The 22,634-nt window shown below is 51.9% G+C and carries 22 protein-coding genes; 10 read left to right on the top strand and 12 right to left on the bottom strand.

The window, feature by feature from the left end; translation table 11 throughout:
• Positions 1–95 precede the first annotated feature (95 nt).
• The 4 genes from HRU77_09380 (at position 96) to HRU77_09365 (ending at position 3,232) form a co-directional block, all read left to right on the top strand.
• Positions 96–1,319 carry an NnrS family protein gene (locus HRU77_09380; protein QOJ20888.1) on the top strand — a complete coding sequence of 408 codons (1,224 nt, stop codon included), beginning with the start codon at positions 96–98 and terminating at the stop codon, positions 1,317–1,319.
• A gap of 80 nt (positions 1,320–1,399) precedes the next feature.
• Positions 1,400–2,371, top strand: a complete 972-nt coding sequence (locus tag HRU77_09375) for a DUF2971 domain-containing protein (GenBank protein ID QOJ20887.1) — start codon at positions 1,400–1,402, stop codon at positions 2,369–2,371.
• Positions 2,372–2,492: 121 nt separating this feature from the next.
• Positions 2,493–2,906 (top strand): nucleotidyltransferase substrate binding protein, encoded by a 414-nt coding sequence (locus HRU77_09370; GenBank protein QOJ20886.1) that lies wholly within the window; start codon positions 2,493–2,495, stop codon positions 2,904–2,906.
• The gene (locus tag HRU77_09365; protein QOJ20885.1) at positions 2,903–3,232 is read left to right on the top strand and encodes a nucleotidyltransferase domain-containing protein; all 330 of its coding nucleotides are present in this window, start codon (positions 2,903–2,905) and stop codon (positions 3,230–3,232) included. The genes HRU77_09370 and HRU77_09365 overlap by 4 nt, the downstream gene beginning before the upstream one ends.
• A 46-nt stretch (positions 3,233–3,278) precedes the next feature.
• Here HRU77_09365 and HRU77_09360 read toward each other — a convergent pair whose 3' ends face one another.
• Complete coding sequence (locus HRU77_09360) at positions 3,279–3,563, bottom strand: type II toxin-antitoxin system mRNA interferase toxin, RelE/StbE family (protein QOJ20884.1); 285 nt, start codon at positions 3,561–3,563, stop codon at positions 3,279–3,281.
• Positions 3,560–3,808, bottom strand: coding sequence for a type II toxin-antitoxin system Phd/YefM family antitoxin (locus tag HRU77_09355; GenBank protein ID QOJ20883.1), 249 nt, complete (start codon positions 3,806–3,808; stop codon positions 3,560–3,562). Before HRU77_09355 ends, HRU77_09360 begins: the two co-directional genes overlap by 4 nt.
• A 190-nt stretch (positions 3,809–3,998) precedes the next feature.
• On the opposite strand from HRU77_09355, the gene HRU77_09350 reads away from it, so the two are divergent.
• Positions 3,999–4,538 carry a histidine phosphatase family protein gene (locus HRU77_09350; GenBank protein QOJ20882.1) on the top strand — a complete coding sequence of 180 codons (540 nt, stop codon included), beginning with the start codon at positions 3,999–4,001 and terminating at the stop codon, positions 4,536–4,538.
• Positions 4,539–4,554: 16 nt separating this feature from the next.
• Here HRU77_09350 and HRU77_09345 read toward each other — a convergent pair whose 3' ends face one another.
• Positions 4,555–5,652: an SMP-30/gluconolactonase/LRE family protein gene (locus HRU77_09345; GenBank protein ID QOJ20881.1), complete on the bottom strand. Its 1,098-nt coding sequence runs from the start codon at positions 5,650–5,652 to the stop codon at positions 4,555–4,557.
• Positions 5,653–5,862: 210 nt separating this feature from the next.
• On the opposite strand from HRU77_09345, the gene HRU77_09340 reads away from it, so the two are divergent.
• Together HRU77_09340 and HRU77_09335 are read left to right on the top strand one after the other, a co-directional pair.
• Positions 5,863–7,146, top strand: coding sequence for a terpene cyclase/mutase family protein (locus HRU77_09340; protein QOJ20880.1), 1,284 nt, complete (start codon positions 5,863–5,865; stop codon positions 7,144–7,146).
• A 21-nt stretch (positions 7,147–7,167) separates the two neighbouring features.
• The gene (locus HRU77_09335; protein QOJ20879.1) at positions 7,168–7,836 is read left to right on the top strand and encodes an HAD family phosphatase; all 669 of its coding nucleotides are present in this window, start codon (positions 7,168–7,170) and stop codon (positions 7,834–7,836) included.
• Between the two features lie 12 nt (positions 7,837–7,848).
• On the opposite strand, the gene HRU77_09330 is transcribed toward HRU77_09335, so the two are convergent.
• Complete coding sequence (locus HRU77_09330; GenBank protein QOJ20878.1) at positions 7,849–8,613, bottom strand: zinc-dependent peptidase; 765 nt, start codon at positions 8,611–8,613, stop codon at positions 7,849–7,851.
• Positions 8,614–8,873: 260 nt separating this feature from the next.
• Here HRU77_09330 and trbK point away from each other — a divergent pair, with 260 nt between their 5' ends.
• The 3 genes from trbK to HRU77_09315 all read left to right on the top strand — a co-directional run bounded on the left by trbK (position 8,874) and on the right by HRU77_09315 (position 12,094).
• On the top strand, positions 8,874–9,071 hold the full coding sequence (gene trbK / locus HRU77_09325; GenBank protein ID QOJ20877.1) for an entry exclusion lipoprotein TrbK: 198 nt from the start codon (positions 8,874–8,876) through the stop codon (positions 9,069–9,071).
• A 213-nt stretch (positions 9,072–9,284) separates the two neighbouring features.
• The gene (locus tag HRU77_09320) at positions 9,285–11,294 is read left to right on the top strand and encodes a TIR domain-containing protein (protein QOJ20876.1); all 2,010 of its coding nucleotides are present in this window, start codon (positions 9,285–9,287) and stop codon (positions 11,292–11,294) included.
• A gap of 305 nt (positions 11,295–11,599) precedes the next feature.
• Positions 11,600–12,094, top strand: coding sequence for a hypothetical protein (locus tag HRU77_09315; protein ID QOJ20875.1), 495 nt, complete (start codon positions 11,600–11,602; stop codon positions 12,092–12,094).
• On the opposite strand, the gene HRU77_09310 is transcribed toward HRU77_09315, so the two are convergent.
• The 8 genes from HRU77_09310 to hemC all read right to left on the bottom strand — a co-directional run bounded on the left by HRU77_09310 (position 12,095) and on the right by hemC (position 22,524).
• Positions 12,095–14,050, bottom strand: coding sequence for an alpha-amylase (locus HRU77_09310; protein QOJ20874.1), 1,956 nt, complete (start codon positions 14,048–14,050; stop codon positions 12,095–12,097).
• Between the two features lie 117 nt (positions 14,051–14,167).
• Positions 14,168–15,877: an ABC transporter ATP-binding protein gene (locus tag HRU77_09305; GenBank protein QOJ20873.1), complete on the bottom strand. Its 1,710-nt coding sequence runs from the start codon at positions 15,875–15,877 to the stop codon at positions 14,168–14,170.
• Between the two features lie 41 nt (positions 15,878–15,918).
• Positions 15,919–16,611: a lipoprotein-releasing ABC transporter ATP-binding protein LolD gene (gene lolD, locus HRU77_09300; GenBank protein QOJ20872.1), complete on the bottom strand. Its 693-nt coding sequence runs from the start codon at positions 16,609–16,611 to the stop codon at positions 15,919–15,921.
• Positions 16,604–17,851 (bottom strand): lipoprotein-releasing ABC transporter permease subunit, encoded by a 1,248-nt coding sequence (locus HRU77_09295; protein ID QOJ20871.1) that lies wholly within the window; start codon positions 17,849–17,851, stop codon positions 16,604–16,606. The genes lolD and HRU77_09295 overlap by 8 nt, the downstream gene beginning before the upstream one ends.
• A gap of 257 nt (positions 17,852–18,108) precedes the next feature.
• Complete coding sequence (locus HRU77_09290; protein QOJ20870.1) at positions 18,109–18,828, bottom strand: Crp/Fnr family transcriptional regulator; 720 nt, start codon at positions 18,826–18,828, stop codon at positions 18,109–18,111.
• Between the two features lie 694 nt (positions 18,829–19,522).
• Complete coding sequence (locus HRU77_09285; GenBank protein ID QOJ20869.1) at positions 19,523–20,698, bottom strand: heme biosynthesis protein HemY; 1,176 nt, start codon at positions 20,696–20,698, stop codon at positions 19,523–19,525.
• Positions 20,699–20,770: 72 nt separating this feature from the next.
• Entirely contained in the window at positions 20,771–21,565 is a 795-nt protein-coding gene (locus HRU77_09280) for a uroporphyrinogen-III synthase (GenBank protein ID QOJ20868.1), read from the bottom strand.
• A 2-nt stretch (positions 21,566–21,567) separates the two neighbouring features.
• Positions 21,568–22,524 (bottom strand): hydroxymethylbilane synthase, encoded by a 957-nt coding sequence (gene hemC / locus HRU77_09275; GenBank protein QOJ20867.1) that lies wholly within the window; start codon positions 22,522–22,524, stop codon positions 21,568–21,570.
• Between the last annotated feature and the right edge of the window lie 110 nt (positions 22,525–22,634).

Here is a 22,634-nt window from a genome sequence, read left to right as displayed (position 1 = left end):
CATAACAAATAACCGCATTGAAGAGAAATTATCGTGCCGGACGATGAAAAATCTTGTTAGTGCCATGAAAGTAAAACGTTTTACGAGGAATCCGAATGAATATGTTGTCGACTGTCCGCGATCATCTTTCCGCTGCGCCGCACCGCAGCCTGTTTCTGGCCGGCGCGCTGCAAGGCGTGCTGACCGTGTTGTGGTGGATCTTCGATCTGACCGGGCGCTACGGCATCGCCGGTTCGATGACCGGTTGGAGCGTCGCACCGACCTGGGCGCATGCGTTTTTGATGATGTACGGTTTTTTCCCGTTTTTTATTTTCGGTTTTCTGTTCACCACATACCCGAACTGGATGAACGGTGAAAAAGTGAAGCCGCAGGAATATGTCACGACCTGCTTGCTGATGGCAGGCGGCGTAGTGCTGTTTTATGCCGGTTTACTGACGCACAAAGCGATCAGCATTACCGGTGTGGAATTGATGCTGAGCGGCTGGGGCATCGCACTGTACGTGTTGTTGCGCATTCTGCTGACTGCACCAGCAGAGGACAAGCGTCACGCCCGCGTTACCAGTGTCGCGCTGGTGATGGGCTGGCTCGGTATGCTGGCCTATTTGGTGTGGCTGGTGACCGGTGCCGTGCTGGCGCTCGATTGCGCGCGCGTTGCAGGCTTGTGGTTTTTCCTGCTGCCGATCGTGCTGACCGTGTCGCACCGTATGATTCCGTTCTTCTCCAGCCGCGTGCTGGAAAATTACGACATGGTGCGGCCGTTCTGGATGCTGTGGCTGATGCTTGCCTGCATCGCCGCGCACGGTTTGCTGCAATGCTTTGAACTGACCGGCTATCTGTGGCTCGCCGACTTCCCGCTGGCCGGTTGCGCGCTGTATTTATCCTACCGCTGGCAATTGCAACGCAGCTTTCAAGTGAGCCTGCTGGCAGTGTTGCACATCTCATTCGCTTGGTTCGGCGTGGCTATGGTGCTCTACGCCGTGCAGAGTTTGGTGTATTTAGCCTCCGGCAATTTGATCTTGGGCCTCGCCCCGTTGCACGCACTTGGCATCGGCTTCTTCTCCGGCATGATCCTCGCCATGGCGTCGCGCGTCACCCTCGGCCACTCCGGACGGCCACTGGAACTCGACCGCTTCACCTGGCTGCTGTTCCTGGGCTTCCAAGCAACCGCCGCAATCCGCATTCTGGCCGACCTCATCCCGGCGGTTGCGCCGATGTTCTACGTGCTGGCGGCGCTCGTTTGGTTGAGTTGCTTTGGATTATGGGCGGTTAAGTTTGCGCCGATTTACTGGCATGCGAGAGTGGATGGGAAGGCGGGTTAATGATAAGTGACTGTCTTAGTATCGGTAGTGATTTAATTGGCAGGCTAGAATAGTTCTCGATGAATAACACGAGGTGATTTTTGGAAGAAAATGATGATTTAATAAGAAAAACCTTATGGGATGATTACGATAATTCCAAAGATTATCCGGATCAAAGGCCGCTTCTTGCTCACTATACTTCAATATCGACGATTGAAAAGATCATCAACAGTAATGAGCTCTGGCTTTCTAATCCGTTGTTTATGAATGATTGGGAAGAACTTCGATTTGGTATGAATGCAGGAGCTGATAGCTTTCGAACAAGTCGATTAATTGCGAATGCTTGTGGATCAACTGCAATACACAGCACTCTTATACAAGCTTTCGATAAAATATTTCATAGATTCGCCAATGATCATGCTATCGATACCTACATCCTGTGTTTTTCTGAGCATGATCCCAATGATGCAGACGGACTTCTCTCAATGTGGCGTGGATACGGTGAAGTTGGAAGCGGTGCTGCTCTGGTGATTGATACTTCAAAAATTAATACGAATGCGATTGAAGATATTCCACTTTCGATTGGTAGAGTTCACTATGCTACTCAAAACGAGAGGATTTCTTGGATAGAAAATAAAATAAAGGATTTGACCCATTTAATAAATATGCTTCCAAAATCCCAAAAGGTCTTTGAGTTTATGGCTCAAATCTGGTTTGAGAGACTTTTAATGTTTTCCTTGTTCACGAAGCATAAGGGTTTTTCAGAAGAACAAGAGTGGCGACTTGTATATGTGAAAGAACGCGATCCAAAATTTATTTTTTCTTCATTTTTAAGTTATTCGATCACTTCTCAGGGTGTGCATCCCAAATTAAAGTTAAGGCTTTCTGAATTTAGTAAAGCTTCTGATTTACTACCAGATTTTAATATCGCAGATCTAACGGACCGTATCCTACTGGGGCCAACTATATCATCTGAATTATCAGTACAGTCATTCCGCCGTATGTTTCGCTTAACTAGTCATCACTTGCTTGTGGATAAGATAAGAGCATCTACTATCCCTTTTAGGCCTTGAGCTTGAATTTTCGGATTTATTTGATAAGCTTAATTATGACTCATCAATAACAATCATGGAGTGAGGGCCATACCATGATAATGACGGTTGAAGTTTTTCTTAATTCGCACATAAAAGCAAAATGACCAACCCCGACATCCGCTGGCAGCAACGTTTTGCCAGTTACCAGAAAGCCTTATTGCAACTGCAAGGCGCGGTCGAACTCAGTTCGCAGCGCGCACTTACTTCGTTGGAAAAGCAAGGGGTGATTCAGGCATTCGAGTTCACGCATGAATTAGCCTGGAATATGTTGAAGGATTTTTTGCAGGATCAGGGCAATCAAAACATCAAAGGCTCAAAGGATGCCACGCGGGAAGCATTCAAAGTTGAGTTGATCGGCGACGGCGAGCTGTGGATGGCGATGATTCAGAGCCGCAATATCTCGTCGCATACGTACGATGAGCGTACCGCCGAACGGTTGGTGGAGGTGATCATTCGCGATTACTACCCGCTGTTCGTTGCGCTGAAAACGGAAATGGAAAAATACCGGCCATGACCGGTGAGTGGCCATTCGGCTTATCGCCTGCGACACTGGAAAAACTCAACACTGTGTTTGCGCAGCACGACGCTATCGATTCGGTGTTGATCTACGGTTCACGCGCCAAAGGAAATTTCCGCGCCGGTTCCGATATCGACTTGACCATCAAAGGCGATGAAATTTCGTTCACCGAGTTCATGCAGATCGAAGACCAGATCGACGATTTGATGCTGCCGTATACCGTCGATTTGTCGCAGTATTACCAACTGGAAAACACCGATCTGGTCGCGCATATCGACCGGATTGGAGTAGCCATTTATAACAAAAAGGATGGTAAGCAATAAGCAAAGGGTTGCCGCGATACATCAGTGCCGGAGCAAAGCAGAGTTTTTATCCCACCCGATACACTTCCTCATGATTTCCCACATTGACCAGAATAATTTCCTTCTCGGTGATTATGATTTCCAGCGTGATGCGGTAACTGAGATTGATCGATACCGAATGCAATCCGGTCAATTTGCCTGAAAGTGCATGGATTCTCAGCGAAGGGTGAAAAGGGTTATGGCTGAGTAGTTCCAGCACCTTGCGGTAGGGTTCTTTTAATTCCGGGTGTTTTTGCGCGAAGCGGCGCGCGCGCTTTTTGTAGCTATCGGTGAAAATGAGCGTATAGCTCATTTGTTGAAAATATCATCGACGTGCTGATCGACCGTATCCTTACTGAATTGGCCGCTTGCCATGTCCTGCCGCGCTTCGTGTAGCGCGGCTTCCAGTTCCATTTCCCGCAAATAATGGTATTGCTCGATTTTCATTACGACATAGCACTCTTTGCCGCGCACGGTGATGATGTCTTCCGTTTTATCCGTCAGACTCTCTTCCACGCAGGCGATCCCTTTGGTTTTTAGATCGTTGGCTGTAATCATGATTAATCGTATTCTTAATAGTGCTGTGAAATATACGATCGATAGGTGGATGTGTCAATGCACACTGGGAATATCGGAAAATAATAATGCTTATTCAAGAAATAATGTTTGAATACTATTTTGTTGCGTTTAGGAACCAGGCGCTATTTGAAGGTTTCGGATCAGAAGCTGCTAATTTAGGATGAATATCATGGATTTTTACTGCATGCGCCACGGGCGCACGAATTACAACGACCTGGGTTTGTGTAACGACGATCCCGGCAGGAATGTGTATTTAACGGAAACCGGCATCGCGCAAGCGCAATCGGCGGCGCACGGCCTGCGGGGTGCGGTGTTTGAGCGCATCCTTGTTTCACCGTTGCCGCGCACGCGCCAAACGGCGGAGATCGTAAACCAGTATCACGCTGTGCCGATCGAGGTGCATGCCGATTTGGCCGACATCCGCTCAGGGTTCGAGAGCCAGCCTGTGGCGGACTATTTTGCCGCGATCAGCCACGATCCGTTGCGGGCGCGCGTTAACGGCGGCGAGTCGTTGCTCGATCACAAGCAGCGCGTGTTGCGCTTTATCGATTGGTTAAAAACGCAGCCGGATGAAGCGTTGCTGGTCGTCGCCCATGAAGAAACGCTGCGTGTATTTATTTCCTATTTTGAAGGTGGCATTGCGGATTCGCAATTGCGGGATCTGCATGTGGGGAATTGCGAATACCGGCGCTACGTTTTGTGCCGCTAGTTCGGGTTTCACCGATTCAACGCGCCAGCCAGCCGAGTTCTTTTGCATGCAGGCTTTGGATGTACAACTGGTCGCGCGTTTCGGTCACGGCGGTGGTTTCCGGGTAAGCGCCCGTGGGATCTTGTAAATCGTCGAGCACTTTTCCTTCTTCGTTAAATGCGATCACATGACCGTAGGCCTTGGGCACCGGCCATAATGCTCGCGGTAGACGCAGCGTGACTTGACGCAAAAATGGTTTATCGCTCATGGCATCGATGATCGGGTTGCGCGGCTTGGCGAAGCCGAGCCAGATCTTGCCGTCGAGGCCGCGCATGAGGTTATCCGGGTAGCCGGGCAGATTGTCGAGCAGCACGGCGGCTTGTGGCGAGCCTTGCGTGACATCGAGATTATCCGCGTTGGCAGCGATTTTCCACACGCGATAGCGGCCTGTTTCGCTGACAAACAGAGTTTGTTCATTTTGCGACAGCGCGATGCCGTTAGCAAAACTCAATCCTTGGGCGACGATGCGCACCGTTTTGTGGGCGGGATCGTACTCGAGAACACGTCCGGTCGAGGATTGTTCCATGATGTCGAGAATACTGGCTGCGAAAGTGCCGCCCCATTCTTTCGGCGCAAACCGGGTTGAAGCATCGGTGAAGTAGATTTTGCCGTTTGCCGCGACCACGACCGCATTGGCGTAACGGATCGGATCGCCATTGACGGCATTGGCCAGAACGCGAATGGCGCGATCCGGCCCGATCGACAACAATCCTTTCATGGCGTCGGCTGCGATCAGGTTGCCGTCAGCATCGAAGTCGAAGCCCAGCACGCGCCCGCCAGTGTTGACGAACACTTCCTGCGCCGTACCGCCGGGGTTCATGCGCACGATATTGCCGCTCGCCATTGCGGCATACAGCTTGCCATCGCGCGCCAGCGCCATATGCTCCGGCCCGGTTTCGCCATGCAGTGCGATTAGTTGAATATCCGCGAGCCGGTTATTCGCTGTGTGCGGGCCGGTGTATCCCGGCGCAGCGGGTGCTTGCCAGCTCACCGGCTCGACCGGTACCGGCCAAAAGCAGAGATACACAGTCACGGCCAGAGCGGCGGCGGTAAATATCCAGGCGGTTTTTTTCATCTTTCAGTCAGTCGCAAAATGTGAGTGAATTGACACAAAGCGCTATTCTGGCATTTCCCTTGGTTGTTCATACAAATTTCTTCCGGACGATACACTTCCCAGCATCCGCACATCCTGCCATACTGCAACCTTATGTATCCACAGCATTCCAGCCATGCCTGCGTGCAGAACTGGAAGCTCGGGCGGAGAGAAATTGACAAGGGGAATTCCATGACGCAGATCACTGACATTATCCATCATGCCGGTCATTGGCTGGAGCAGCAGCAGGATAAAGAATCCAAGGGATGGGGCGAACGCCGCGGCAGCCATGTCAACGTGCTGAATACCGCCGAAGCGGTGATCGCGTTGGTCGACAGTGGCGTTTGCCATGCCGGTTCGGGATCGATTCGCGGCGCGGTCGACTTTCTGCTGAAACATCAGACGCTGGACGGCCCGGATGCGGGTTCGTGGCCGCGCGAGCTCACCACCGACGAAGGCGAAACCATCGACATTCCCGATTTGGTGCGCACCACCTATGCGATTCAAGCGCTCATCAAGGCCGGCAAGGGCATCGACGAGCAGCCGCTGCGATTGGCGCTGGTTTGGCTGCTGGGACGCAGAAATGAAGCCAGCAAAGGCTGGGGGTATGCGCGCGGCAAGCCTGACGCGCTGATGCCAACATGTTTTGCGCTGATGGCTTTGCTGGACGCGTACGATGCCTATCCCGGCGCTTATCAGAGCGAGCTCTTGCAAAGTTTGCAGCATCTGGTGGAGGTCTATTACAACGGTGGCGGCGACGATGTGCGCGGTTCGTTCGGCGCGCCGGGTTCGCTGCAAGGCATACACACGATTTATGCCGCGCTGGTGTTGCAAATCGCGCGTAACAACAATTTAAGCCGTTACCTGGAACAGGAAAAACAGGCGATCGAATGGCTGCTGCGCAATCCCGATGAAGCCATCCGGCTGCGCGAGGAATGGGTGGAAATCGATCAAACCGGCGTTGGCGACGGCCAGACCGGCGGTTACGGTTTCATGGTAATGACCGATACTTTGCTGATGAAGCTGCTGCTTGGCTCGGGAAACATCGACGACAAAAAGAGCGCACTGGCACACGAGGCGATGCACAGTCTCAAAGACAAAATCGATGACAGTACCGGTGCTTTTTACGGGCCACGCTTATTTTCCTGGGCGACGTCGAAGGCGCTATCGGCGCTGGCGGTTTTGCAGAAGCACGCTGGCGCGGAATATCCCGATCTCCCGGCGCGCGCACCGGAGTCCCGTGCCGAATCCGGACGCTGGAAAACCGGCCCGGTGATCATCGGGTTTGTGACTTTGCTGTCCGGACTGGGTTTTTATCTGATGATCAAGGAAAAATTCGGTCTGCTCGAATTCAGCTTTTTTGTCTTCATGATGCTGGCAGCACTGCTGGCATACGGCGCCATCGGCGAGAAAACGTTCAGCGAGCTGTTCAGTACCGTCGGCGGTTTGCTAAAAAAGAACGATGCGAAGCGATAAGACGCATTTGAGATCATCATCATGATCGATACCATCATTTTCGACGCCGAAGGGATCGTCATCGATACCGAAACGATCTGGGACAAAGGGCAGGCGATTTTTCTACAACGCCGGGGTTTCGTCTACGACCGGGAGCGCATCAAGCCGCTGCTCACCGGACGAACGCTGGCCGAGGGTGTGGAAGTAATGAAGCAAGCGTATCAATTCGACGGCGATACCGAGACTTTGGCGCGCGAACGCGCAGACATCGTGCGCGACTTGTTTATTCATGAAACGACCTTCATCGACGGTTTCCTGCCGTTTTTTGCAACCGTGCGCGGCCGCTATAAAACCTGCATCGCCACTGCGATGGATCAGGATTTGCTTAAACTGGTCGATCAGCACCTCAATCTTTCTGCTTTGTTTGCGAACAGAATTTATACGCTCGATAAAGTCGGCTACCGTTCCAAGCCCAATCCGGATATTTTTCTGTACGCCGCGCAGCAGCTCGAGTCATCACCCGGCAATTGTGTAGTCATCGAGGATGCGCCGCACGGCATCGACGCGGCAAAACGGGCCGGGATGCAGTGCATCGCGATCAGCACCACGTACGATGCGGAGAAATTGCAGCAAGCCGATTTTGTCGTCAACTCGTACGCGGAAATCGACCTTGCCGCGGTGAATCAAATTACATCGGTGGGAGCAGGTTAACCGCCACAACGCTCAGCGCCAGCGCTGCGCCGGGTCTTGGCGGTAAAATAACGCGAGCTGTTCGTAAACGGCAGGAAAATGCTCCTGCGTGACGAGCGGCAGCTCAAAAAATGCTTCGCTCAACACCGCGAAAAACTCCCCCGGATTTTCCGCCGCATACGGATCGATCACCGTTTCCTGCTGCCGGTCGACCTGGCGGCAGAATTTTTTGTAGGCTTTGCTGAACACGTCATGCCAGGTGTACGCGCTCATACTGGCGTGCAATTCCGGGCAACCGTTGGCACCCTCGTACAGCATGTCGATCTTATGCGCGAACTCGTGGATCACCACGCTTTCCCCGAGGTGCGAGGCCGGTTCCGCCGTATCCTGCCAGGAAAGAATCACCGGTCCGGCAGACCACGCCTCACCCGAGGCAGGGTGATGCACATGATGCACGATACCGAATTCATCCTCGTAATCGTAATCCAGCATGAATTCGCCCGGATAGACGATAATCTGGCTCCAGTTGCGGTAGTAATCCAGGTCGAGATTCAGAATCAGGATGCACGCTTGCAGCGCGATCGTCACGCGCATTTCCTCGGTGATTTCCAGTTCATGCGCGCCGTAGAATTGCTTGTCGTGCAGAAATAACGTCACGCACTCGCGCAAGCGCGCGAATTCCTCAAGGGTAAGTCCTTTGAGGCAGCGCAGGTTGATCAGTTTTGTCCAGATGGCATCGGATATTCCTTCGTGTTGCAGGATCAAGTTGCGATGCCAGTTTGTTAAACTCCATGACATGCGGATAATCTCCAGGAAACTGCCGTGATATTGTGATTCACGCCTTCGGATTACTACTTGTATCAAGGCAATCCGGCAGAGATGAAAATAATACCTTCTTTTACTCCGTTTTGCCTAAAGTGGCGGCGGAGAAATACTAAGACCATGAGAATTCAGGTAGAATTGCAGCGTTAGGTTCGTGTGGCAGGGCCAACGTCAAACGATTGAGAAATCGGATATAACCATCAAGCCATAGTGATATTTTTAGAGGAAGATTTTAAATGAATTTTAAATTTAGCATCGTTTGTATTCTTGGCCTCGGCATCTTGTTGACCGGTTGTGGCGGAGTTCCTGAAGCAACTTCGGAAAATTGCTCAGGAAGAGGAATGGAATCAGCGCTGACAGCATTCAAGAACAACGAAGCTGCGCGGGAAGCTTTTATCGCTAAATGTGACGAACTGAAGAAGAAAGGAAATTAAGCGTTTCTGGACATTCAACCCGATTTTTGGAAGTTTCCGGAGTTTGAGTAATTTCAGTTGACGTCACTGTCAATGAACGGCGAATCGAAAGCACCTGCTTCAGTTCGCCGTTTTTGTTTATGCTGGTATGTGATTCCACGGATTTGAAAAACTAACAACACGGCTGACAAGCGGTATTATGTTTGTGTAAATCATTCCGCCTAAAATTTTCCCATGACTACCAAACGTTTCCAGGTTGCATTGTCTTTCCCCGGAGAGTATCGGGATTATGTTTCACAGGTAGCGGAAGTACTGAAGCAATCGTTGGGGAAAGACAAGGTTTTCTATGACCAATGGTATAAAGCTGAGCTGGCACGACCTGATATGGATGTGCTGCTGCAGTCGTTGTATCACGATCATTCGGAGCTTATCGTGCCATTTCTATGCGCTGATTATGAACGCAAAGAGTGGTGCGGACTGGAGTGGCGAGCGGTCAGGGATCTGATCAAACAACGGCAAAGCAAGGATATCATGCCGATGCGCTTTGACAACTCGCAGATTGCTGGTCTCTTCGGTATTGATGGTTATGTGAACCTCAACGATTACACGCCTCAAAGTGCAGCAGAATTGATTCTCCAGCGCTTACAGTCGAATCAAGTTGCTATATCAAAACCGGCGATCAAAATTTATTCCAATTGTCTGCCCACTGTTGAAGGCGAATTCTTCGGGCGCGAAGCTGAATTGAAACTGCTTAACGATGCATGGGCAGGCGATGGCACACGAATTATTCAGTTCATTGCATCCGGCGGGACGGGAAAAACCAAGCTGTTACGGCATTGGCTGGATCGTGCCAACGATATCGATGCACTGATTGCCTGGTCGTTTTATTCGCAAGGATCGAGCGAAGACAAGCAAGTTTCAGCATCACCGTTTTTCAGTCATGTGCTTGATAAGCTCGGTTCAACCCGCTCATTGTCTTCGTTCGCCACCGAGGAAGAAAAGGGAGAACACTTGGCCGATTTACTGCGACAGCAGCGTTGCGTGCTGGTGCTGGACGGATTGGAGCCGTTGCAGCATGCGGGTAAAGGCATGCGTAACGAACTCAAGGACCGGGCAATACGGCGATTGCTGACAAGCCTCGCCGGGCAGAACAGCGGCCTGTGTATTATTACTACGCGCGTTGCCGTGCATGAACTAAACAATCGTACTCACGTTAAAGTCCACGATCTGCAAAACCTTGCAGTTACCGACGGCGTCAAGCTGCTGCAATCACTGGGTGTGCAGGGCAATGACAAAGAACTGGAAAAAGCGGTGAGAGAGTATCGCTGCCATGCGCTTGCGCTTCACTTGCTCGGCAATGCGCTCCATACTTATCTGGATGGCGATGTGCGTAAGCGTGACACATTGACTGAACTGATCGGTGATTACGATGATTTGGAACGTCATGCCTTTAAAGTAATGCAGGCTTATAGCATTTGGCTGGATGGTACGCCCGAGCTTAAATTGTTACTGTTGTTGGGATTGTTCGATCATCCGATTGAAACCGAAGTGCTACAAGTGCTATGGCAAGCACAAATTCCAGATTTGACGGCAAACATTGACGAAAAAGCCTGGAAGGTCGCCATTCGTGATCTGCGAGAAAAACACCGTTTGCTATCTATACATGAAAACCGGCTCGATTTGCTCGACTGTCACCCGCTGATTCGCGAATACTTTGGAAAGCAATTACGGGAAAAACAGCCAGATGCTTGGCGGCAAGCACATACCCGGCTGTATGAATATTACAAAGTCTTGCCGCAAAAGGAGCTGCCCGATACGCTGGAAGAAATGCGGCCATTGTTTCATGCAGTGCTGCATGGTTGTGCGGCGGGGTTGCATCAGCGGGCGTTGGAAGAAGTGTATTTCCCTCGTATTAAGCGAGGAAGTGAGCATTTCTCAATTAAGAAGCTAGGTGCCTATAGTGATGAGCTTGTAATTTTAGCCAATTTCTTCATTAAACCATGGAGTGCAATAGCTCCCGAGCTCTCCGCGATGTGGCAATTTCATGTGCTGAGTTTGGCAAGTTATCGTTTAAATGCTCTGGGACGAGTACGTGAGGCTTTGGAGCCAACGCAAATAGCGCTTTGGTTAGCCGAAAAAGATGAGCAGTGGGATGCAGCAAGTGCAAGTGCTCATCGATTGAGCGATATGCATCTAACTCTCGGTAACTTAAAAAAAGCAATGACTGATAGCCAATTGAGTTGAGTTTATTTTATTCAAGTCGAGGAACAATTCTATTTCAGCGGAGGGTTGCACACGGCGAGTATGCTAACGTCCTGCATCAGACTGGTGATAGCTTATCGGTTCTAAAAAGCTTCAAAGAGGCAGAGAAATACCAAATGATGCAGGAGCCTGGCAGTTCGTTCTTATACTCACGACTAGGTTTCCATTATTGCGATTTTCTTCTTGCCCAAAATAAAGTTCAAGAAGTAATCAGAAGGGGAAAGTATGCACTAAAAATTTCATTAGAAGCTCAAAAAAATGATAAACCATACACTGGTGTATCAGCAATGGGACTATTAGATGTTGCGCTTGATCGGTTGACGTTGGGACGTGCGTATTTGCAACAGGGAAATTTCTCAGAAGCAAGTCAATGGTTGAATCAAGCTGTGAACGACCTATATAAAGAAGGCAGTCAGGATGACTTACCGCGTGGCTTACTTGCACGCGCAGCTCTCCTTCGAGATATTCGCAACCCTAATCGCGACTTCGCCCGTGCTCGACAAGACTTGCAAGAAGTATACGACATCGCCGAACCCAGCGGCATGCGGTTGCATTTGACCGATTATCATCTGGAAATGGCGCGATTGCTGCTGGCGGAGCGGGAAGATTCGGTCGGTTCTTTTTCCGGCAACGGTATGCATACTATCCAGGAGCATGCTGCCCAAGCGGCGAAGTTGATTGAAGAAACCGGTTACAAGCGGCGTTTGCCGGAGTTACAAGAGTTGCAACACAAAATATCGGCCATCGCAGCAAACGATACCGGTTTAAACACTCAGTGCTAACTACGGGTGGTTAACAAGCACTAACACTTCGGACGGTGGCACGTTGCGGATTTCCACGTAAGCCGTTCCATCGTCCATTCGCTTTACAAGCAGGCGGGAACCTACCGGGTGGGTGATACCAGCAGTTGATTCCGCCACGGCTTGCTGCGTGTTGACCACGACCGTCAGTTCGCTGCCGGGCGGACTGAGGCTGGCGTCGACGATTACGTTGCCGCCGCGCGTTTCATCGCCGTGCGGATTGACGATACAGAGTGCTTCGTCGTCGTCGAGTATGCGCGACCAGGCGATGATTTCACCGGCCGCACTCAGTTCGAACGGCGCGCCGAAATTCGAGATCGGGCGCTGATATTGCCGCCCCTGGCGCAGTACCGGAAATTGCTTGCGCAGCGCGGCTAAAGCGGCGATACGCCGGTAAACCGGGAAGTCACTTTGGAAGCAATGCGCTCCGGCTGTGCCAAACGCACCGAATCCGGGCAAATCGGAATCCTCACCGTCAGCGGCGAGTCCCGCAAGCCCGGATTTCCTCGGGTGCAATGGCCCGAACATCGCCTCGCGCAAATAGCGGTCGGCATGATCGCCGCTTTTGTATCCCGGCAGGAACCGCCGTTCGGATGCTTCCGGTCCGGCGAACGATTGCTCGGTGCCGTAATAAATGCAGGGGATGCCGAGCGTGAACAGTTGAATCGCCACGGCTGCGGCGGCTTGCTGATCGGAAGCCGCTTCGCTGCTGAAGCGGATTTTCTCGCCGCTGACTTGATCGTGATCGTCCAAAATCGACACATGCCGCTGCCCGAGATTGCGGTGCGAGCCCATTTCGGCTTTTCCCGGATCAAATCCGCTGAAATACGCCGCCGCAGGCAGCAATCCTTTGGCGACATTGTGCAGGGCCGGGCGCATGCCGCCGATATCGAGCGCAGCGTCGAGATTGCGACCCAACACATCGAGGTAACGGTCTTCGGCGAAGTCGCCTCCGGCGATTTCACCGGCGAGCAGAAAATTCGCTTTGCCGAGATTGGCGGCGAATTCCTTGATGGCGCCGCAGAAGTTGCGCGCTTGCTCGAACGAGACATGCTTCAGCGTATCGATGCGGAAACCGTCGCAATCGGTCAGCGCGATCCAGTATTTGTAGCACTCGACCAAGTGGTTCAGCACGCCGGTGTAATCCAGATCGAAATCGCGCAAGGTAAAGAAATCGGTACGTTTATGCTCCGCGTGCGGATCGTCCAGACTGCCGCCGCCCAGATCGCCCAGCCCGGCGCGGCTGTAACAATCCGGGGCTTGCAATTCCTGCGGCCAAACACCTTCGTTGGTAGCATGAATCGTTGCTCCAATGGGTTGGCCAGTTTGCCCCAGCCATGAACCGAAGCCGTAGCGCTGCGGGAAGGGTTTGAACGCCGGTGTTTCCACGCCGCCGGGATAAACCCAGTTGAACCCGGAATGGTTGAAAATGATGTCCATGATGATACGGATACCGCGCTGATGGGCGGCAGCGACGAGATCGGCCAAATCGGCGCGCGTGCCAAAGTGCGGGTCGACATCGAGAAAGTGTTGCACGCCGTAACCGTGAAAAGTATCGAGATGGCCGCGTTGGCGGAAAACCGGACTGAGCCAAATAGTCGTGATGCCGAGCGTTTGCAGATAATCGAGCTTCGACTCGACGCCTTTGAGCGTGCCGCCCTGCCAGCGGAAAGCACCCGATTCCGCCCAGCGGTCCCAGCGCCAGTTTTGCCCATCCGATGCACGCGGCCGGGCGGCTGCACGGTTGTTGCGGTCAAGCAACGGCCGGTTGCTTTCCTGGCCGTCGCTGAAGCGGTCGGCCAGCAAAAAATAGAGCACTTCATCGCGCCAGTCCGCGGGAGAAGGATAATAGCGCTGGCGGCGCGGTAACGGCACATCGGATTGCACGCTGCGCGGCAGCGCTTGCTGCAGAATATCGGTTGCGAATGGCGTTCTCATCGATCATCCCTCCGGTTATGAAATCATGAATTCAGTCACCCGAAGTTTGTTTTTACGCCTAAATGCGACCGATGACAATGCATTCGTGACATGCCGGCCACGGCGGTGTGGCGTGGATTACACGTGCGCCGCCGGCTGCGATAGCGGTTCGGCTATGCCGTTGGACAGTATGAAAACGCGATCGGCGGCGTTGATGACCGCCGGCTGGTGCGAGACGGCAATAATCGTCAGATCCTGCGCCAAGAGTTGCAATGTTTCACAGATGGTGCGTTCGCTTTCCGGATCCAGCGCGCTGGTAGGTTCGTCCAGAATCAGGAACGACGGCTTATGCGCCAGCGCCCGTGCAATTGCGATACGCTGACGTTGCCCGCCGGATAGCAATCCGCCGCGCTCACCGACTACGGTCAGCATGCCGTCCGGCAGCGCGCTGACAAAATCCCACGCACCGGCCTGGCGCAGCGCTCGTTCGGCATCGTCGGCGGTGAGTGACGGTTCTCCGACCAGAATGTTATTCAGTACGGTGTCGTGCAACAAAATGGTGTCCTGCGAAACGTAACCGATCATGTGACGCCATTGGCGCAGATTGATGTCATGCAGCGGCACGTCGTCGATCCGCACTTCACCGGATTGCGGCTCGGTCAATCCGCACAGCAGATCCAGCAGCGTGCTCTTGCCGGCGCCGGATGGCCCCATGACGGCGGTAAACGTATTAATCGGAATGTCGATATGCAGATCCCGGAATATGACTTTGCGCTCGTAATTGAATTTGACATGGTGCAGTGCGATGCCCTTTTGCAGCGTGGGTTGCAGTGTCCCGGTCGCTCTCTCGGCGGCCGCGCGCGCGCCTTCGGCGGCCTTGCGCAACGCCCAGTAGGCGCTTTCCTGCGCGGCCAGTTGCTGGTGCCGGCGTTGTGTCTTATTCAACAAGCCCAGGATGCGCGTCAGCAAAAATACCATCAGCATCACTTCCGGCAGGGATAACTGCCAGACTACCAGCGCGAGATACAGCCCGCTGGCTGTCAGTGCGGCGAGAATGGGTTCTTGCAGCGAATTCAAAGCTTCCCGGTTCATCACCTCGCGGCGCGTGGCTTTTTCCAGTTGCTGCGTTTGCTCGCGCAAAATGGCGTCGGCCACGTTATCGCGCGCCATCGCCTTGAGCGATTTCACCGAACTCAGCACATCCGACAGGTAGGCGAGTAAATCGCGCAACAAATGAGTCTGCTTCGTGCCTGCGCGGCGCGTGGCGCTGACTAGGCTGTTAAGCACAAACAACAGAAAGGAGCCGATAATCAACGAAGCGAGTGTGGCCTCCCAGGAGATAAACAATGCGACGATGGCGTACACCAGCACCTGCACCATCAGAGCCAGCACATTGACGCTATGCTCGAAGCCGTTGGCCGCGCGATAAGCTTCCGAAGCGATCGAATTGGCAAGCGAACCGACCGGCTGGCGCAGATAATATTGCCAGCGGCTGGCCAGTAAAGCCTCGATCAGATCCAGACGCAACGCGGTCGCCACATGCGCAACGGTATAACCGACCTGGCGATTCGCCAGCAGCAACACGAACCCCTTGAAAAACATACCGCCGACGATGATGACCAAGATGGTATCCAGCGTCGGATCGATGCCGATGTCCCGCAGCGCTTTTTCCATGAATTGACCGATGCCTGAGCTGTTCGATCCTGCGGCATCGCCGACGGCAATCGATATCAAAGGCAGTAACGCGGTCAAGCTCAATCCTTCCGCGATACCGGCGATCAGCAAAGCAACGAGCACGAATGCGCTGCGCCGTGGGAAAACCATGATGTACGTGAATAATGTACGCATAGGCTGATATTAGAATGAATCGGAAATTGCCGGTTGCAACGTCATGATGCTTGATCGATGTCGCACAAAACACCGTCGATCAGTTGCTGGATGCGTTGCGCGCGGTTGGCCAGACGCGCATCGTGCGTGACGATGACCAGACTGGCGTTGATTTTATGATTCAATTCCAGCATCAAATCGAAGACATGCTCGGCGGTTTGCCGGTCCAAATTACCGGTGGGTTCATCCGCCAGAATACAGGCGGGTTGTGTGACCAACGCGCGCGCTACCGCAGCGCGCTGGCGCTCGCCGCCGGACAGTTCGCCGGGGGTATGCGTCAGGCGATGGCTCAAGCCGACCAGTTTCAGCATATCGGCGGCGCGGTCGTACGCTTCCCGGTTCGGCAGGCGGCGGATCAGCAACGGCATGGCAACATTTTCCAGCGCGCTGAATTCCGGCAGCAAATGATGAAACTGGTAAATGAAACCAAGCGAGCCGTTACGCAAGCGGCAGCGTTGTTCTTCGCTGATTTGCGCGATATTTTGCCCGAGAATGCGGATATCGCCGCTGGTCGGTGCATCCAACCCGCCGAGCACATGCAGCAGCGTGCTTTTGCCCGAACCGGATGCGCCGACGATCGCCAGCATCTCGCCTTTGCGCAAATCCAGGTTGACGCCTTTCAGTACCGGAACCGCCAGATCGCCTTGTGAAAACTGCTTAACCAGGTTGCGGCAGGAAATGACCCCATCATTCATAGCGCAACGCCTCCGCCGGGTTTACTTTGGATGCGCGGTAGCTGGGATAAATCGTGGCCAGCAGACTCAGGACAAAGGAGGTTACGGCCACACTGGTGATGTCGGCCATTTGCGGATCGGTCGGGATTTTGCTGATGTAATAAATTTCGCGCGACAGGAATTGCACATTGAACAAACTTTCGATGAATGCAACCACTTCACTGACGTTGTAAGCCAGCAGCATGCCGCCGGTAACGCCGAGAATAGTGCCGAAAACGCCGATGAACGTCCCCTGCACGATGAATATTTTCATGATACTGCGCGGGCTTGCACCGAGTGTGCGCAAAATCGCGATGTCGGATTCTTTATCCGTGACCGCCATCACCAGAGTCGAGACGATATTGAATGCCGCAACCGCTATGATCAATGCCAGAATCAGCGACAGCATACGTTTTTCAATTTGGATGGCACGAAAGTAATTGGCGTGCTGTTTGGTCCAATCGCTGATATAACTGTCGATGGTCAGCAACGCCGGTAGTTCTTGCACTACCTTGGGCGCTTGAAACAAATCGGTCAGCTTGAGACGTACGCCGGAGACATCGTCGTTTTCCATGCGGTACAATTTTTGTGCGTCGAACATGTGGATCAAGACCAGTCCGGAGTCGTATTCAAAATGTCCTACCTCGAAGATACCGACCACGGTGAATTGCTTCAGCCGAGGCAAAATGCCCGCCGGCGTGACTTGGCCTTGCGGTGAAATCAACACGATTTTATCGCCGACGAAAGTGCCCAGCACGCGCGCCAGTTCCATGCCGATCACGATACCGAATTCTCCCGGAACTAAATTATCCAGTTTGCCGCTGACCATCGCTTGGGAAAAATTGGCTACCTTATCCTCCATCGCCGGTAAAATACCGCGCACGATCACACCCTGCACCACCTGGTTATGCGACAGCATGCCTTGCGCGCTGACATACGGGGCGGCGGCTTCGACAGCTGGATGTTTACCGGCTTCATCCGCGATTTGCTGCCAGTGGCTCAGGTTGCCATGCAAGCTACCGATCTGAACATGCGATGCGACGCCCAGAATACGGGTGCGCACTTCTTTCTGGAAACCGTTCATGACCGACATGACGGTAATCAGCGCCGTCATTCCCAGCGTAATCCCCATTAGGGAAATCAACGAAATAAATGAGATAAAGTGATTGCGTTTCTTGGCCCGCGTATATCGCAAGCCGATGAAAAGTTCGTAGGGGGACACGAATTAAAATACCCGTAATAAGTTCAATTGCGAAGTTTGCCACATTTAAGCCAGGCTTAACAAATAATCGGCACGGCCCCGGTGGAATTACGGTGGCTGGATTTTCGCTAAGGAAACGCCGGATAAAGCGGCGAGCAACGGCCAAGCAACGCCAGCTCAGGCGGGAAAACGCAATTTACAAGTGGAGATGGTCAATGAGCTTTTTGTGTCGGATTTCAACGCCGCATGACCGAGCGCGGCCGTTTTTCAAAGCTTTCCTAAAAGCTGCCGCGCGCTTCGTCAACCAATTGAGTCAGCCTGGCGATATCGAGCACATACAAATCATGTCCACGGCGCATGATGAGCTTGTCTTTGACGAGTTTTTTCAGTTCACGCGAGACCGCTTCGCGATGCGTACTGACTAAATTGGCAATTTCGGTTTGCGTCGGTGATGGTGAAATGATCGCAGCATTTGCCGAGGTCATGTGATCTCTAGCCAAACGCAACAGTTCGGTCCTGATCCGGTTGGGTACCGCCAGCGTGCTGAAATCGTAAACACGTTCAGTGAGGCGGCGAACTTGCGCGGTCAAACGCTTGAGTATGGTCTCGGCAATTTGCCGGTTGGAGTACACCAGATTCTGAAAGTGTATTGCGGGCATCGACGCCAGCAACGCACTGGTTCTGGCAATTGCCGTGGCGGAGCGGGGATGGCCGTCTATCGCCGTCAGCTCGCCAAGCATATCGCCTGCAGACAAATTGCACAGAATCACTTCTTGCCCCGACAAGCTGTGATACATCACGCGAATTTCACCTTGGATAATGAAAAAAACGCTGTTGCTGTGATCGCGATAACGCACGATTTCATTTCCAGCATCATAGCGATGCCATTGACAGGCAACGGCAACCGCCTCAATTTCTTGTGGCGACAGATGATTGAATTCCTTGATGACCGACAGCATAGCGATAGCGCGGTCGGGCGGTATATTTCGCGTGCTCATTTTCTCCCGTTTCCAAGAAAGTCTTTTTCCGCTTTTAGATTCTTAATAACTTTGTTTTCCCTGACAGAGGTAATGATATATCAAAGTCTGATCAGGTAAAGCACTTCCGTTTTATTCGTGAAAACTTAAGAAGGCTCTGAAAAACTACTGCTCAGCCATTCTGCGTTGAAATCAGGCTCAAAATCTCATTTACCACTTGTGAATTGCGCTTTTCACTTGATTTCGCCTCGCCTGGCTGTCGCTCGCTACCTTTTTTCAGGGCTTCCTAAACGATTAGAGTGGTGATAATGGGACAATTTAAGCGAGTGACGGGGGAACAATCGGGATTCAGTAGAATGTGATCAGCATTATTATCATTCCTGCCATTCCTTGCCGATGGGTAAATGGGATGTAAGGATAGCCGGGTTGTTATGGCGAACGGGTTGTGGTAGCCAGCATCTGATTCCAAAATGGCAGCTTACTGAAGCAGGATTTGTCATACTGGCACGCTTCGCGTTACAAGCTTCAGTGAAATATTGATCGGTTGATTTCATGACGAGCCCTACTGGATAGAAGTATCTCCTTCCGCCATCGTATCCGGTAAAGTCGTCAGATCTCATAGCCCGGCAATGTTCGGCCTATGCTCGTTCATGGATGCTTATTTACAGTATTCTCTTAAATACTGTAAATAAATTAGTCTCACATCGTGACTATTTCAATTGAGCTGTTTGAGTGTTAATTGCAGCCCTTTATTGTAATGATCCATAGCGAGTTCATGCTTGCCTAATTTCTCGTTCAATTGCGCTAAGGCAAAATGCGCTTTTTGTCCAGGTTGAACCGATAAACTTGCTTCCAAATAATTTTGCGCTTTACCCCAAAGTTCACAATATGTGCAAAGTTTACCCAAGGTCAGCAGCAATTGTGCATTGTTCGGTTGTGCCCTAAGCCAAACTTCGGCGCATTCGATTTGTCTGCTGACGTGATAGTCCAAACATTCCGAATACAGTTCGATTAATTCGTCGTCCCAGGTAAAAGGCACACTCGACTCAATAATCTTATTGGCCATATTGCAATTACCCAGAGAGATGTAGGCGCGCGCGGCAGCAGCGGAAAGCTTGCTATCCATTTTATCCAGCGGTGATATGTGCTGCCAATATTGATTCAATGACTGCAAATCGGTGGCTTTGCTTCTGATATTTTTTATTTGCGCATCGTGTTTTAATTTCTTTATCAGCGCTTTGTTCACTGATTGTCGTTTGGCCAATATACCGGTCAATTCAAGAACCGCATCCCAATTCCCTGCTTGCTGCTGTGCTTCCAGCTCTAGTTGCAGCACGGCGGTGGATTGCAAACCACCTTCTGAATACAGCGATTGCAATATTTTGAGTGCTTCTTGATAGTTCTCATTTTTTAACAGGAACTCGGTTTTTGCGGCCAAACAAAGCGACTTTTCATCCGGTGCTTCGGTAAGCGCGGTATTGATATATTGATCACGCGCTACGGCCTCATCAAGCATTTGCGCTGAACGAGCTGCAATGACGGCACTGATTGCTTTGGCTGTTGAAGAATCGGCTAATTTTAATGCAACGGCTGTATTCTTTTGTGATTTGACATAGTCACCTTCCAAGTATGCTTTTAATCCGGATAAGAGCATTTCATCCGTTTTTTTATGACGATGCCGTTGACTAAAACCAAAAATTCCTAAGATAAACCGCACCAGAATGTAAAAAACAAAGAAAGCTACGACCGCGCCAATGATAAATTGATCTAGAGGTAATTCCAATTGGTATGGCGGCATTTCTATCAGAGCACGCCCCGTTGTGTTTTTGGCAGCCAAGGTGACAGCTACAGCAGCAGCGAATAGCGCCAATAGCCAGAGTATCAGTTTCATATATTCTCCTTCATTGCAGTAGAGACGTTATTGTTAATATTGAACCGCGCTTGCCAATACATGTACATTCGTTCAGTTGTACCGTTTTCCGGTTGCCTGAAAGTATGTTTGCAGGCCCTTCAGTAAGCCCTCATCACCCGCACAAGGCGCTTTGATGATTTTTTCCAGTCCTAATTCTCTGGCGGTCTGAGCAATCCGTTCGTGAACTGTGAAAACCGGAGTCAATTTCAGCAATTGTTGGCCAAGCATGCCTATTATGTCAAATAAATTATGCAACCCTTCGCTACTCGTGATAATCACGGCGTGTATTTTACCGTGTGACCAATCGGCTAGTAGCGGCGCTGTATCCAGATCGGGTTTGCGGCGCTGATAGCATTCGGCATATTCCACCTGCGCGCCGCGCTGTGTGAGTGTATCGCCCAATAACTGCCTGCCGCCGTTACCCCGGAAGATCACAACCCGTTGCCCGGCCATGTGTTGCAGTACAGCTTGCTGGAGTAACGCTTCGCTATCGGAATTTCCATCCGGGACGAGCACATCATCGACACCGTATTGTTTCAAGGTATCCGCGCTGCCTTTGCCGACAGTGGCGATTTTCAGATGCGCGGGCAGTGCGCGCTGCCGGATGATCAACGGCATGCTTTTGTTGACGGCATTCGGACTGACAAAAATTGCCCAGTCGAATTCATCCAGGCGAAGGATGATATTCTTCAACGGCTCCAAATCGGGAACATCCGCAATTTCCAAAACTGGAAGTAAAATCGGATTGCCACCCAAAGCGCGAATCTGTTCCGCCAGAAAAGCGGATTGATGCGCCGGACGGGTAACCACTATGTTAAGGCCGGTAAGTTGTGTGCTGGCAGGCAATGTTATTTCCAGCCTTCTGCCGGGACCAAGGCCGCCAGGATTTCACCGGCACCTTTATTAATGAGCTTTTGCGCCAGCTGCTGCCCCATCGTAATGCCGTTCTCCGGTTTGCCATTCAGCGCATCGCTTACAATGCGGCTGCCATCGGGCTGCGCCACGAATCCGCGCAGTTGCAACGAACCGTTGATGATTTCACCAAACGCGCCCAGCGGCACTTGGCAGCTGCCGCCCAACACACGGCTCATGGCACGCTCGGCTTCGACGCAATAGGCGGTTTCCGGGTGGTGCAGCGGTTGCATCAATTCAACCAAGTCGGTACGGTCGGCCCGGCACTCGATTCCCAGAGCGCCTTGCCCGACCGCGGGCAAGCTTTGTCCGGGATTCAACAACGCTGTGATGCGGTCGGATAGTCCCAGCCTTTTTAAACCGGCGGCTGCCAGAATGATCGCCGCATACTGTCCTTCATCGAGTTTGCGCAAGCGGGTTTGTACGTTACCGCGCAACGGTTGCACTTGAAGGTGCGGGAATTGCGCACGCAGTTGACTTTCGCGCCGCAAACTTGAGGTGCCGACGACACTGCCCTCGGGCAATGCATCGAGGCTGCCATAATGATTGGAAACGAAAGCATCGCGCGGATCTTCCCGTTCGGTTATGGCCGCCAGCTTAAATCCTTCCGGCACATTCATCGGCATGTCTTTCATCGAGTGCACGGCGATATCGGCGCGCCCGTCTTCCAATGCTTGCTCGAGTTCTTTGATGAACAATCCTTTTCCGCCGATTTTCGATAAAGATTGATCCAGTATTTGATCGCCGCGCGTTGTCATGCCGAGTATGCTGATTTCAGTTTGCGGGTATAATTCGCGCAAACATTTCTGGATGAACTGCGCTTGCCACATCGCAAGTAAACTCTCCCGGGATGCGATGACGATTTTCTGTGGAGATAAAAGTGAATTGGGCATTAATAGTATAAAATGAAAAAATTACAAAAAAATTTGCATGGCAATCATTTTAGCATGGCCGATAGTGACTTGGCTTATTGCCGGTACATGCTGGATTCATTTTTAATCGT

Source organism: Gammaproteobacteria bacterium, assembly GCA_015709615.1.
GTDB lineage: Bacteria > Pseudomonadota > Gammaproteobacteria > Burkholderiales > Nitrosomonadaceae > Nitrosomonas.
This window is presented reverse-complemented; position numbering and strand designations above follow the sequence as displayed.